At 57.6% G+C, this 12,725-nt stretch carries 11 protein-coding genes and 1 tRNA gene; 5 read left to right on the forward strand and 7 right to left on the reverse strand.

Annotated elements, in window-relative coordinates; translation table 11 throughout:
- Positions 1 to 142: 142 nt before the first annotated feature.
- Positions 143 to 736, reverse strand: coding sequence for a hypothetical protein (locus tag XH93_RS21365; RefSeq protein WP_194469045.1), 594 nt, complete (start codon positions 734 to 736; stop codon positions 143 to 145).
- A 43-nt stretch (positions 737 to 779) separates the two neighbouring features.
- Positions 780 to 2,879, reverse strand: coding sequence for an ATP-dependent helicase (locus XH93_RS21370; protein ID WP_194469046.1), 2,100 nt, complete (start codon positions 2,877 to 2,879; stop codon positions 780 to 782).
- 363 nt (positions 2,880 to 3,242) lie between these two features.
- Here XH93_RS21370 and XH93_RS21375 point away from each other — a divergent pair, with 363 nt between their 5' ends.
- Positions 3,243 to 3,860 (forward strand): recombinase family protein, encoded by a 618-nt coding sequence (locus tag XH93_RS21375; protein ID WP_194469047.1) that lies wholly within the window; start codon positions 3,243 to 3,245, stop codon positions 3,858 to 3,860.
- 220 nt (positions 3,861 to 4,080) lie between these two features.
- Here the strand turns inward: XH93_RS21375 and XH93_RS21380 are convergent, their stop codons facing one another.
- Both XH93_RS21380 and XH93_RS21385 read right to left on the reverse strand, forming a co-directional pair.
- A complete protein-coding gene (locus XH93_RS21380) occupies positions 4,081 to 4,899 on the reverse strand; it encodes a hypothetical protein (protein WP_194469048.1) in 819 nt (272 codons plus the stop codon).
- Complete coding sequence (locus tag XH93_RS21385) at positions 4,896 to 5,198, reverse strand: hypothetical protein (RefSeq protein WP_194469049.1); 303 nt, start codon at positions 5,196 to 5,198, stop codon at positions 4,896 to 4,898. The genes XH93_RS21380 and XH93_RS21385 overlap by 4 nt, the downstream gene beginning before the upstream one ends.
- Before the next feature lie 167 nt (positions 5,199 to 5,365).
- Between XH93_RS21385 and XH93_RS21390 the strand changes: the two genes are divergently transcribed.
- A complete protein-coding gene (locus XH93_RS21390) occupies positions 5,366 to 6,127 on the forward strand; it encodes a hypothetical protein (protein WP_194469050.1) in 762 nt (253 codons plus the stop codon).
- A gap of 450 nt (positions 6,128 to 6,577) precedes the next feature.
- Here the strand turns inward: XH93_RS21390 and XH93_RS21395 are convergent, their stop codons facing one another.
- Both XH93_RS21395 and XH93_RS21400 read right to left on the reverse strand, forming a co-directional pair.
- Positions 6,578 to 8,044 (reverse strand): hypothetical protein, encoded by a 1,467-nt coding sequence (locus XH93_RS21395; protein ID WP_194469051.1) that lies wholly within the window; start codon positions 8,042 to 8,044, stop codon positions 6,578 to 6,580.
- A 177-nt stretch (positions 8,045 to 8,221) separates the two neighbouring features.
- Positions 8,222 to 8,776 (reverse strand): hypothetical protein, encoded by a 555-nt coding sequence (locus XH93_RS21400; protein WP_194469052.1) that lies wholly within the window; start codon positions 8,774 to 8,776, stop codon positions 8,222 to 8,224.
- 196 nt (positions 8,777 to 8,972) lie between these two features.
- Between XH93_RS21400 and XH93_RS21405 the strand changes: the two genes are divergently transcribed.
- The 3 genes from XH93_RS21405 (at position 8,973) to XH93_RS21415 (ending at position 12,558) form a co-directional block, all read left to right on the forward strand.
- Positions 8,973 to 9,332 carry a DUF6788 family protein gene (locus XH93_RS21405; protein ID WP_194469053.1) on the forward strand — a complete coding sequence of 120 codons (360 nt, stop codon included), beginning with the start codon at positions 8,973 to 8,975 and terminating at the stop codon, positions 9,330 to 9,332.
- Positions 9,329 to 10,756 (forward strand): ISNCY family transposase, encoded by a 1,428-nt coding sequence (locus XH93_RS21410; RefSeq protein ID WP_194469054.1) that lies wholly within the window; start codon positions 9,329 to 9,331, stop codon positions 10,754 to 10,756. The genes XH93_RS21405 and XH93_RS21410 overlap by 4 nt, the downstream gene beginning before the upstream one ends.
- 704 nt (positions 10,757 to 11,460) lie before the next feature.
- Positions 11,461 to 12,558, forward strand: coding sequence for a tyrosine-type recombinase/integrase (locus tag XH93_RS21415; RefSeq protein ID WP_194469055.1), 1,098 nt, complete (start codon positions 11,461 to 11,463; stop codon positions 12,556 to 12,558).
- Positions 12,559 to 12,560: 2 nt separating this feature from the next.
- Here the strand turns inward: XH93_RS21415 and XH93_RS21420 are convergent.
- Positions 12,561 to 12,637 (reverse strand) — tRNA-Arg (locus XH93_RS21420).
- Between the last annotated feature and the right edge of the window lie 88 nt (positions 12,638 to 12,725).

The following is a 12,725-nucleotide window of genomic DNA, read 5'->3' on the forward strand; positions in this document are numbered from 1 at the left end:
CAAGCATTGCTTCGTCAGCCGCATGGATACTCTGATCGAGGTTCAGCACCCGCAAATTAAAACTGCACGTAGAAGTCGAATAGTCTCGCGGCAACTAGTTCTTCAATTTTCAGGTCGGCGAAATGTGCGTATTCACAGGAATCTATAGCCAATAGAACGGCCAGCCGAGCACCGCGACAAGATGAGAGATTCCCAAGCCGGTATTGCAGAAGATGGAGATGATGGTCTTGGTAGTCGTCACGCAGGTCACCCGGCTGACGAAAAGTGAGAAGGCGATCGAATGCAGGACGCCGATGAAGACATACCCGGTGAACATTATCGTCGCCGCGGCCTGAAGCACTCCAACCGATTGAGCCCCGGCAGGCTTGCGCGAGGACGCGACGACGGCTTCAGCGGGCGGGGCCTCGCGTTGAGGCAAAGGTTGCCGGGGGGCGGGCGCCAGCTGGCGAGAAGGCGGCGAACGGCTGGGCCTATCCGGCGGTAATGGCGCGCTTGGCGCATCTTTTGGCTGGGTGGGACGGGGTTGAACCGGGGACAGTCGCGGCGCTGGCCCGGGTACCGGCGCAGGGTGCCGCACATGGTCTTCGGGAATATTGATGTCCGGGAATTCGAGCGGCTCAACGGGTTTGAGTTGCAGCGGCGACGAGGGCTGCTGCCGGGGTGGCATTAAGCTATCGCACCTGTGCGGCTCGTTGTTTTCAAAGGCCACCCATTGCCCATGCGGCATCTGCCGCATGGAGATCCACCTGTCGCAGCCGCGACAACGACGGCTGTAGGAACTAGACATGCAGGCCGGCCTGCCCGAGGAATGTGCTGGGAACGACGCGGGTCTTACAGGAGGTTTTGAGGTAACTGACGACGAGGTTCGACGAGGCTCGGGTGAGTGCAACGTAAAACAGTCGTCGCTCGTCTTCGACGGGCGCACGCTTGTGTGGGATGAGACCCTCGTTGCAGCTGGTCAAAATGACCGTGTGCCATTGGAGCCCCTTTGCCTTGAAATAAGTCGCGAGCGCGACGCCGTCCTTTTCCTTGCCCGACCTAGCCTCCTTTGCGCGTTTGAGCGCGCTATCGACTGTCTCGACGAAGGCGTCGACGCGTCCCCGGAAGCTCGCTGCGAGCTCGTAGACTTCACCAAGGGGTACTTCGTTATCAACGACGTCTTCCAGGCTACCGACCATTCCGCGTAGACCACGGAAGTCGCTCGCTAAGATATCAAGGGTCTTAAACAGGGAAGGAGCCTTGACGACCTCCTGCATGGCGGCCGCGAAGCGGCTTTCTCTGAGTTTGGGCAGAAGCGCCAGAACGGGCCTGCTGGAAAGCGCGTCACTGAAGGAAGAAGCATCCTCGAAGGCGTGCTCGAGCCTGACGACGACGCGCTCGTCCAGGAACTGAAAATACGACTTCAGGCTTTGGACCACGTCCGTGCCACTTGGTCGCTGCCCTTTGTTCAAGGCAAGCTTTGCGCGCAGAATACCAAGCAGTTTCTCTAGCTCATTGTTGTGCAAGATGTTGTCTTGTTCTCTCACATTGTAAGGGATGTCGCGCAATATGAACTGCAATTGGATCGGAAGGCTCTGTGCATTGGTGCGGTAGAGGACCGCAAAGTCGGCGTACCTGAGATCCGTGTTGCGTCGACGAACCCGGTCGATCGTTGTGGCGATCATTTTTGCCTCTGCAGTGGCCGTCGTGGAGGCAATGACCTTGATCGAGGCGTCGTCCGTTCGATCGGCGATCGGCTTCTTCTCAATCCGCCATTGGTTATGCCGGATCAGGCGGGTGGCATGGTCTACGATGTTCCGGGGGCAGCGGTAGTTGCGTTTGAGCTCGAAGCTCTCGACCGTTCGGCCAAGGTGCTTCTCCAGTTCGATGATGTAACGAGGCGTGCAACCGCGGAAGCCGTAGATGGCTTGGTCGTCGTCTCCCGTGATAACGAGCCTGGAGCGTCGAGCGATCAGGGAAACGAAAGCGAAATCCAGCTCATTGATGTCCTGGAATTCGTCGACAATGATCTCGTCGAATTGGCGCTGCACGAGAGCCAGGACATCAGCCGACGTCTCAAGGCATCTGACGGCCCGGAGCTTCTGGTCGTCGAAATCCATGCGCCGCTCACGCTGCAAACGGAGTTCGTATTCCTTGAACAGCCAGAATACAGCTTGGATGACAAGCTTCTTGGCGTCGGATGTGGAACCTAGCTGAAAGAAGACCTCAGCCGCCTTGCTCGAGAGCATGAAGTCTGCGAATTTTTGTGGCGACGCGGCGCGTGGATCGAACAGCGCATTCTTGAGTAGGCCGAAGAATTCACTATAGAACCGGAATCGCAGTGAGGCGGGGAGGGCGTCATGGCGTTTCCGGCCTTCGTCCGTCGACGCTAGTATTTCCTTGATTTCCTTGATCAGCCGCCAGTCGCGACGCGCTTCGATGATCTGTTTGTGCTCTGCGGAGAAGTGATCCCGGAGCAGCTTGTAGCCGAAGGCGTTCAATGTGCTGATGTGGAAATTCTGGTGGGGTGTCGATAGAGCGGCGAGCTGCTCGCTGATTCTCTCCCTGAGCGCGTGCGCGGCTGAGTTGTCGAAAGTCAGACAAAGGATGCGGTCAGGCCGCGTGCCCTTTTTGGCCAGGTGCAGCACGCGATTGATGATCGTCTGAGTCTTGCCCGATCCGGCGGGCGCGATCAGGCGGATCGTCTGGTGTGGCGCATGGATCAGCGAGAGCTGATCATCATCGGCGGCTGGCTGAAAGGCTTTCAGCGCCGGCCTGGCGTCCACGTCGACTTCGCGCAAACGTTGCTCCAGCTCACGCTCGAGCTCTTCGCGCATATTAAAATTGGCGAACTCATCATCGAGTGACAGCGTTGGCCGGATGCTGGTCACCGCCCCCATGAGGCCTCCCAAACAATGCTGCAGCGTAGGAGAAAGGTCCGCTGGGGGCAACTACGCGTTGTCGCTTGCGCGAGGTGTCGAGGGCTATCAAACCAAGTGGACGCGAGACGGAAGGGCCGCGATGGCCCCCGCGGGAAACGGTTGGATGTCGTCGGCGTGGTGTTGCTGCAGTCGACCGGGCCTTCGCACCAGGCGAAGCGGGGAACTTCGGCGGGCCATCCGCCATCCGGTTCTCCGCGCATTGGTGCATTTTGGGTGTGCTTTAATGAAACCAGCCTCAATGCCGGTTCAATGACCTTCTTTGACTATCCAAAATGAACTGCTATGATGTGAACCATTCTAAATGAACTGGTGGGATCACTCATGTTTGTACGGGCCTATCTCCGCGCTAGCACCGACGAACAGGATGCAACGCGTGCTCGCGGCCAGCTCAAGGCCTTCGTGGCAGAGCGCGGACTTACCGTGGCCGCCTGGTACATCGAGAATGAGAGCGGGGCCAAACTCGCCCGTCCGGAGCTGTTCAAGCTGCTCGGTGATGCTCAGCATGGTGACATCCTGCTAGTCGAGCAGGTCGACCGCCTGTCACGTCTGACTTCAGCCGACTGGCAACGCCTAAAGGCCGAGCTGGCTGCACGGCATTTGCGCGTGGTCGCGCTTGATCTACCCACGTCCTGGTCCATGGCAACCAGCACAATCGATGAGTTCACCGGCCGTATGTTCGAGGCGATCAACGCCATGTTGCTCGACATGCTCGCGGCCGTCGCGCGGAAGGATTACGATGATCGCCGCCGTCGCCAGGCAGACGGACAAGCCAAGGCAAAGGCCGAGGGCAGGTATAAGGGCAGGCAGGAAGACACGGAGCGCAACACAGCTATCGCCAGCATGTTGAAGGCCAAGCAGACCTGGACCACAATCCAGCATGCGACAGGCTGCAGCCGCGCAACCATCGCGAAGATCGCGAAGCGTCAGACGGTCGTATGACCGTAGTCGGCGATCCCTTACGCCCCTGCATTGCAGAAGACGGCCGAACAAATTTGGGCGCGCGACGAGTTCGTCGGCAAGGCCAGCTTTGAGATCGTTGTCTCTCACCCCGGTCGCGGATTCGGCCGTCTGCAATTAGACATTGGCTTACGAATAGCAAGACGAGCATGGCGAAGTCTAGCGGTGACCGGCAAGCATTCTCGACTTAGTCGGCGTGCGGCTACTTCGGAAAGTAGTATGGCGCGTTCTCACTAGTGGAAGACTTATCGCCAGTCTTCCAATCAATCACATTATACCCGCCAGCATCATTCGGAAACTTCAAGTAGCGAATGCCTGCTTCATAGATTTTCTCTTTCGATTCCCCTATCGCAGCAAGCACTGTCATCGCGTGGAATATCTTGGTTTCTGAAGTCCAGTCCAGTCGAAGGGTCTTTGAAAACCATCCTTCAGTTTTCGCCCGACAGATTCGGCCAAATTGCTCGTTGATTATGTCTGCTACGCGTCCGTCGCTTAATCTCTGTAGCGCGCGAGGGGCGGGCGGATCGAGCGGCGGCGCATTGAATTGAGGGATTGATGAGGGTGCGGGCGTTGAGGGGATGCGCGTCTGTTCGTTCTCCGGTACTTCGGTCCTACCACGAGGAGCCTCTGCTGGAATCGATGGCGGTATTTGACCAACCTGACATTCGCCACTTAAGTTTCGTTTGGAAACAATCGGTTGGGTCAAGGTTTCAGAGACCGTAATAGCTCCGGTAGCTCGCGTGAGCCGAAACACTCTCTTGCCGCCCTCCGATATGGGACACTCCGCAGCGATATTGATCTCCGAAAAATCCTGCGTGACTATTTGAGATGATGGTGCACGAAAGCATCCGAGAACACGGCGTTCTTGTGGATCGATCGTGATTTCAAAGATCCTGGGGCTGTCTTCTTGGGGCGATTTGACCTTGCATACGAGGCCGGTGACCTCGGCATTTGCACTGGTCGAGGTGCAGCCGATCACTACTGCCAGCGGAAGGCAGCTTATTCGGGTCCAATACGTCATGATGAACTAACAGCTGGGTCCTTAGCCAAAAGATCGCGGCCGCAGTGCTTGCAGACAATGGCCTTCGGCTGAATGTATTCGGCGCAGAACGGACACGTCCTGACTTTTCCCTCATGCTTTTCCATCCACGTAGGGCCGCTGTTGCTCGTGCGCGCCGGCATCGCGACCAGCAGAATGAAAGCTAATAAGGGCGAGATGATCACCGCCAGTGCGAACCAGCCTGCGCCGTTTCGACCTCGGGAGTTAGCCGCAACGGCGACGATGATTGCGAAGATCATCCATATGAAGATTAATTCCATTTTCCTTACCCCGCAGGAGGAAAGGAGAATGTTCCGCAACCAATGGTGGAGAGCAAGCCGGGGGTTCTACGGTGTCTGGCCAGCGAAATTCGACTCGAGGACCTCTCCTAAAGGTTGAGAGCTTGCTAGTCTTAGGACTATTCACACTCTCGGGGGACGGGACAGCGATGTCGAACGAGACCAATTACCCAGTCATTCTAATGTCGTCTGGGGAGAAATTCACACTGCTCAAGGTCATGCTTTATGACGAAGAAGGCGTGCAGGAGGTGGCAAAACTCCGGGCTCAGGCCGCAAAGAGTCTTGGGGGCGGATCGCTTGGTGTAGGTGTTCTGGGATCGCCTAGCTGGACCCTGCTAGGAGAGGCCGCAGCCCTCTCGATCGTGAGCGCATTGCTTTCAGGCGCGTCTCAGAAGCAGGCAGCGGAAGTGCTCCGTGCCGCGCAAATAAAGTCCGAGGCGGTCGCTAAAAGCGGAACTTTGTTTGATTTTGCTCAGGTCAAAAATAATCATAGCCCGCATCCGACCATTTGGTACGTGGACGGCTTGAGACGGCGGCACGTGCATGATGGCGATGAATTTGTGACTACCGAAACGAACACAGGCGCAATGAGTGTTCGATGGAGCCAGGTGGCTGCATACTTTTCACCGCAGCAGCCGCCCGACGGGGTCATAGTATCGGCTCACACAAATTTCATTCAGCCGAAGCCGGTCCCCTGGGCAAAGGCCACGGTGCCTTCAATGCCATCGGTTTATGACTCTGAAGCTTTCCCGGTCGGCACGACAATCTACGATGCCGCCGGTGTGCGACTCGCCGTTCTTCCGAACCATTCCGTTTTGGTGGTTGGGGCCGATCGCTCATATCCGTCGGTCGAAGCATATCGAAACGAAGAGAAGGATCGAAGCCGCTGGGACGTAATAACCAGATACTAAAAATCGTTTCGCTGGGTCGTTAATTTCTTTGCCTTCAGGGTTCCTACTTCGACGCCGTTATCGCCCGCTCGACCTCATCGGCCAGCGTCCAGTGATGCGCCGCCAGCTTGGTGAACAGCTCTTTCTTGATTGGATGGTCGCGAGCTTACTGATTAGCTCGCACTCTTCAGCCTCGACACGAAGCTTCTCTAGTCCAATTGATCGTACGCCCCCGGCAACCGACTGTGAGATGAATAAAGTGATTCCGCACCAGCCAAGGGAGATCAAGACAAAGTCCATCTTGGAGGCAAACACGCTCGCGGCGACGTGGCATTTGGGCCTCATTGGTTTCGGTGAAGGTACGACGCAAGCCGAGAAGCACGGCAGATCGTCACGGCAGTTGCAAGATTGATTCTCACGTGCGCGCGATGCCACGCTCCAGCGATCGTAGCGGCGTAGCGCTAACATCCGCTATACCGCATCGAGATCAAACAACCGCCAGGTTGGGACAATCTCCCCAATTCGATTACTGAAAGGATAAGGGTTGCGCTGCTGCACATTCGAGACTTTCTGATGCACGTTGATCAGGTGCCACCCCCGAAACTCTGGCCTTGATGTCGCGCGAATTGCTTCAAAAAGCGAAGCCTCAGTGGCGATTTCGAGCGTGTTTTCGAGATCGTCAATCGAGCAAAACAGGATCGGTCGCCTGTCTTCCTGAAGAATGTCCCGATCGAAGTCGGCCCATCTATGAGCCTCTGTTAATACGCGATCAAGGTGATTAGAAACCTCCAACCAAGGATCCAGAGTAAGGACCACGCCGCTTGCGTCAGGGTGAAGCGCCTTGATTGCCGGATTGCGGCGGCAATGGGAGAAGAAGCGCCATAGCTGCACCGCTCCCTTGATGATCTCTGAGAACGCGCTCCGAGCGTCATCTAGCGGATTATCGGAGAATTTCGCGACGATAGACATCTTCTTGGCTTTGCATTCGCCGACGACCATCGCGGAGCCGTCAGGGGCATGCAGAAATAGATCAGGCGAATCGAAGGTCTTCTGGAGTTTGTATTTGAAGCTGCCAGTCGGTTTGGCGTTGGGGAGCAGCGCGCGTACCAACTCGAAGCAATAAGCCTCAAACCTGTCACCGATCTCACGCCAAATGCGCGGACCGCCACCCACCAGGTCGTAGTACAGACCAGCTGTCATTCGTTGCCAGATCAGCGTTGGTAATGGAGCCAGCACAACGCGTCGAACAACTCCTTCGACGATCACCATGGGCATTTTGCGAAGAATGCTTTGCTGATAGGCTGTCGAGCGACCTATGGCCTGCCTGATAGAGCTTGCGTGCTTGCGGATCTCGGGCAGGGGCGCCGAAAGTAATGTAAGGGCGGCGTCGCGCGTTCGACTTGATATCCCGATCTCAGAGAGATCGACTTGCGCATCCAAGCCGGGTTTCTCTTGGTAAAGAGCATAGAACGCAAACCCGCATATAAAGAATTCCGCGAGGGAGAGTTCATTGGTTGATTTGAAATGCTCTGTTGCTAGCTTTCCACCGTACACGGTCAGGGCCCGATAGGTCTGAGCATAGCTGAAGAAGCCTCGTTGCCACTCGAACTGCCGATGCCCAATTTTGTGCATGACATCGAGCACGCTGAATCGTTGTAGCGTCATCCCATCTTCTGCATCCTCGAGTTCGCGAAGGATGTTGACACATGTTGCGACGGTCTCGAACTTGGTGCAGTCGAGGATACGGAGCGGACCATGCTGCGGTGCGGCCTTTTTCGGCGTGATCAGCAGCTCGTTGACCAATGTTTCCAGTGCCCATTTGTAGACGAAGAGGCGGTCGCCGAATTTGGCAACAGCGGCTTCCTTAGGAAAGCTGCGGAGGAATGGTCTCGCCTCCTCAACGCGACCTGATTGCAGGGCGTCAACGGCCCAGACCATAACAATGAACAGCTCGTCATGAGCGAGAGACAGAACTTCGCTCAGCCGTTTCCTAGCTCTATCGCGACGTAGCCTGCTCACGGTTTTTGAACTTCGAATGCGGGACGCGCCAGCGGGCGGATGTCTCGCCCGGCAAAGCCAAAGAAGCTGCGGTTGGTTCGATAGTGGGGTACGCCGCTATCGATCAGTCGTGAATCCGATTCCATCGCGCAAGGTTGGTTTAAGTTTCGCTAGCGCCTCGTCGACCTCCATTTTCTTCTGTGAAAGTAACCTCAATTTCTTTTGGCCCTGTACCGTCGTGAGATCTAGTCCCGCCATTTCGGCGTCCAATTGCGCAGATTGCGACAAGAGCTGCATGCTCTGTCGCTTGATGGAGGTCTGCTCGGCGCGGAATTGCTGCCGGCCAGCGACTGTGTAGAGCGGGCTGAGCCCGTATCCGGACCTCGGCTCCTGTGGGAGCGTACGAAATGCCCAAACGTAGATAATGGGCGCAACGATCAGCCAAGCGATCGCCGCCGATGCAACCTTGCCCCAATGATCGGCAAACTCCGTTGGGAACAACACCGCGAACATGACCACCGTCACCGCCGCCGGTGCCAGGCGAGCAAAGGCCTTCTGAAGCGTGTCCAGGCGATATGTCGTCAGCAGCGTGCGGAACGTTCTGAGCGTACGGGATGGCGCCAAAAAAGTCTCCCAAGCCAATTGATTCGGATCGACCGTAGGGTGACGCATATGGGATTCGCACGTTGTGAAATCGCAGCGCAATCCCGGCTATTCACATGATCCCCTGGGCTCGTGGGGGACATTTGACCTGCTAGACTAGTTTCTGTCGCGAAACACATTTCGCCCTTTAAAATAAGGGTTATCGCGCGATTTTCGAGTACGTTTTTTCTTGCGGCGCACATGTGCACGGTATCACATACTTGATATGAAGCATGTTGATTCGGAATCGCCTTCTGATGTCGCGCGCTGGCTGCAAAGCGAATCGGCGACTCTTTGGCCTGCGTTTTTGGGTTCGCTGAGCCTGCGCCGGAGTCGGTGCATCCGCAAGAATTGCCCAGCGTGCCAGTCTGGCGAGCAGCATCAAAGTTATGTGCTGTACGGTCGCGTAAACGGGCGTCGCGCTGCGGTCTATGTGCCGGAAGAGCTTGTGCCGGAGGTTCAGCGCAGTCTGGACAACGGACGCGCCCTGCAGGAGCTGCTGCAGCAGGCCGCGCCGCGCTACGTGAATGCCTTGAAGCGAGAACGGGCCGAAGCAACCAAAAGCAAGAAGAGCCGAGCGGTGTGAGAGCGACGTCGCGACAGATCAGCTTTGCCGATTGGGAGCTGATGCGGCAATGTGATCAGGGCATTCGCCTGGAGCCGCTGCTGGAGGCGATATCCGGCTTTCTCGACGACCAGCGGGACGTCGTCGAGCGCGTCCGGCGGGATCTGGTGCGTGGCCTGAAGCAGCCCGATAGCGGTCGTCACGGATTGACGGCGACACAGGTTCTGCGCTCGCTGGTTCTGATGCGGCTCAAGAACTGGGACTATCGCGAGTTGCGTGAACGCATCGCAGATGGATTGACGCTTCGTCAGTTCACCGACTTCTACTGCGCGCCGGTGCCGAAGCATGACGCCTTTCAGCGTGGCTTCATCCGTCTGACCCCGCAAACGCTGAGAGCGGTCAACGATTTGGTGGTTCGGGCAGCGGTCGAACTCGGATTGGAGGACGGCGCGAAGCTGCGGGTCGACACTACGGTGGTGCAGACCGACATTCATCATCCGACCGACAACACGTTGCTATGGGATGTGGTCCGCGTCGTCACACGCTTGGTCCGCCGTCTGGCCAAAGCGCTGGAATTGCGAAGAATCAAGGGCTTTTGCGACCGCACGCGCGCGGCGCGGCGCCGGATGTACGAAATCCAGCGCATGACGACGAGGCAGCGTCACGAGCAGCAGACCCGAACGTACCGGGTGCTCATCGACATCGCCGAGGAGGTCGTAGGAAACGCGCGCGCGGGGCTTGAGAGGACCCGCGCGATGCGCGGCAAGGACATGTTCGCCGACATAGCCATTGAGGAACTGGGCAGGCAGATCGAGCACTTTTGCGGGCTGGGAGATCGTGTCATCGATCAGGCACGTCGTCGTCTGCTCTTTGGTGAGCAGGTGGCTACCGACGAGAAGATTTATTCCATCTTCGAGCCCCATACCGACCTGATCAAACGCGGCAAGGTGCGCACGCCGGTCGAGTTCGGCCATAAAGTCTTCCTCGCCGAAAGCGCGGAGGGCCTGATCACGCAATACGAGGTGCTGAAAGGCAATCCGCCCGACGAGGTTCACGTGGCATCTTCCCTCCAGCGCCACAGGCAAGCCTTTGGCCGTGCCCCGCAGCTGTACGGCTCGGATCGTGGCTTCTTCAGCGAGCAGAACCTTGCCTCGTGCAAGCACGCCGGCGTCAAGGTGGTCTGCATTCCGCAGCGTGGCGGCAAGAGGACGGGACGACGTGAAGCGTACGAGAAGAGCGCGGTCTTCAAGAATGGTCAGCGCTTTCGCGCCGGCATCGAGGGACGCATCTCGGTGCTGTTCCGAGGCCGCGGCATGAAGCGCTGTCTTGCCGAAGGATGCGACCGCTTCGAATTGTGGGTCGGCGCTGCCGTGCTCGCCAACAATCTCATGAGGATTGCGGCAATGCTGGGGGCACGATTGCCGCGCAGGCAAAAAGCGGCTTGACCTTCATGGTGCCCCCTTCGCCGAAGCCGCAGGTCCACTCGCGGCTCAACGCCTCTTGATCTGAAACCCCGCTGCTCAATACCGAAACCAGGGCCCGAAAATCTCCCTTCGGAGCTTGCCGATCCCTGCAGCCACGGGCATTTTGTGCCCAATCCATCGGCATAACTTAGATTGCGCCACTCAAGCCGGGCGTTTCGCGACAGAAACTAGACTAGGGACGGAATGGGCGGCGAGGGTCACGGCAGACGGCCGACGCCGATCTGACCCGCGTCTAGGTCGACGTCGCCAATGATGTTTCTTTCAGCCCGCTGACACCCCTTTGACAGCGAATATTGCATTTCGGCGGGAAAGACCCCAAATTACTCCAAATAGGGGCCTAAACTCCCCGAGAGCTATCGCAGCTCGCCCCAGGGTGCGGGGGGCAACTCCGTCCTTTGTTGGCTGGTTTCGCCCTAAGGGCGGGGAGGATGCGATGGTGCGTAGTTGTAGAGGTTGTACTTTGTTCGGGGTGGCAGTGTGATGCCCCGCGGACCCCAGAGACTCCGAAAAAGCGAGATCGTAAGGGCTGTCGCGGCCACTAGGGCGGCAGGTCTTGACGTGGAGCGGATCGACATCACGCCCGATGGCGTGAAGATTGTTGTCAGGTCGGGGCAGGCGGGGCGCAGCAGCGATCCTGTCGAGGTCGACGATTGGGATCTCGTGAAATGAGGTCGAGGCTGCCACCCAACGTTCACGGCTATCTCAACCGCCATGGGAAAGCGGTCTTTTATCTCCGGCGCCCCGGGGCGCCGAAGATTCGTCTTCGGGGCTACCCCGGTTCGCCCGAGTTCATGGCGGCCTACGAGGCCGCGAAAGGTGGTCGCCAGGCCGACCAACTCGGTGCTGGTCGGACTAAACCGGGCACCGTCAACGCAGCGATCGTGTCCTATTATTCAAGCGCATCCTGGAAGGTGCTAAGCAAGAGCACGCGCTCAAGCCGACGCGCACTTCTCGAACGATTTCGCGAGGAGTGCGGAGCCTTTCAGGTCGCTGGCATGCATTCGGTGGCGCTCCAAAAGATCTTCAATCGCAAGACGCCGGCAGCGCAGCGCAACCTTGTAAAAGCGCTGCGCGGATGGGTGGAACACTGTCTCGCCCTGAAGATGATTAGAAGTGATCCTCTTCGCGAAGTGATGTTGACCAAGATGCCGCGGACCGGCGGCCACCATACGTGGGAGCGGTCTGAATGCGAACAGTTCGAGAAGCACTACCCCCTCGGCACAAGGGCGCGTCTCGCCTACGAGTTGCTCTTGCAAGCTGGTCAGTCTCGCTGCGACGTTGTCCGGATGGGTCTTCAACATGTCCGAGACGGCATGATTGCGATGGAACGCCAAAAGACCGACATTCGTTTTAATGTGCAGGTTATGCCGCGCCTTCAGGCCGCAATCGACGCCATGCCAGTCAAAAATCATCTCACCTTTTTGATCACTTCGCAGGGTAAGCCATTTACGGCGGCTGGTTTCGGAAACCACTTCCGCGACCTTTGTCGGGCTGCTGGCTTACCTGCGCGTTGCACGTCGCATGGCCTCCGCAAAGCCGCAGCAGCCTATCTAGCTGAGAATGGTGCCACCGATCACCAGCTCATGAGCTGGTTTGGTTGGGCGTCCATTTCACAGGCGCAACGGTACACCCGGGCGGCGAACCGAACGAAGATGGCGAGAGACGCCGCCCGGCTCATTTCAGGAACAGGCATTGGCTCACCTTCCGACCCGGTGAGCCAAAATCAATCGCAACTCATTGAGAAGACTGGAGCAGGAAAATGACGTGGCGATCCCGGCAGGATTCGAACCTGCAACCCGCGGAGTAGAAATCCGCTACTCTATCCAGTTGAGCTACGGGACCGTGGCGGCCTTGTAGCACCGTCAATATGAAAAATCCGCTTTTTCGCCAAGTCGGTCCGAACCGGAATTTGTGGTCGGGCGACAAAGGC

The organism is Bradyrhizobium sp. CCBAU 51753, from assembly GCF_015291565.1.
Taxonomy (GTDB): Bacteria; Pseudomonadota; Alphaproteobacteria; order Rhizobiales; family Xanthobacteraceae; genus Bradyrhizobium; species Bradyrhizobium ivorense.

Excerpts from the sequence above, each read along its gene's own strand:
- XH93_RS21365 (WP_194469045.1), bottom strand. The coding sequence starts at position 736 with ATGCGGCAGATGCCGCATGGGCAATGGGTGGCCTTTGAAAACAACGAG.
- XH93_RS21370 (WP_194469046.1), bottom strand. The coding sequence starts at position 2,879 with ATGGGGGCGGTGACCAGCATCCGGCCAACGCTGTCACTCGATGATGAG.
- XH93_RS21375 (WP_194469047.1), top strand. The coding sequence starts at position 3,243 with ATGTTTGTACGGGCCTATCTCCGCGCTAGCACCGACGAACAGGATGCA.
- XH93_RS21380 (WP_194469048.1), bottom strand. The coding sequence starts at position 4,899 with ATGACGTATTGGACCCGAATAAGCTGCCTTCCGCTGGCAGTAGTGATC.
- XH93_RS21385 (WP_194469049.1), bottom strand. The coding sequence starts at position 5,198 with ATGGAATTAATCTTCATATGGATGATCTTCGCAATCATCGTCGCCGTT.
- XH93_RS21390 (WP_194469050.1), top strand. The coding sequence starts at position 5,366 with ATGTCGAACGAGACCAATTACCCAGTCATTCTAATGTCGTCTGGGGAG.
- XH93_RS21395 (WP_194469051.1), bottom strand. The coding sequence starts at position 8,044 with ATGGTCTGGGCCGTTGACGCCCTGCAATCAGGTCGCGTTGAGGAGGCG.
- XH93_RS21400 (WP_194469052.1), bottom strand. The coding sequence starts at position 8,776 with ATGCGTCACCCTACGGTCGATCCGAATCAATTGGCTTGGGAGACTTTT.
- XH93_RS21405 (WP_194469053.1), top strand. The coding sequence starts at position 8,973 with ATGAAGCATGTTGATTCGGAATCGCCTTCTGATGTCGCGCGCTGGCTG.
- XH93_RS21415 (WP_194469055.1), top strand. The coding sequence starts at position 11,461 with ATGAGGTCGAGGCTGCCACCCAACGTTCACGGCTATCTCAACCGCCAT.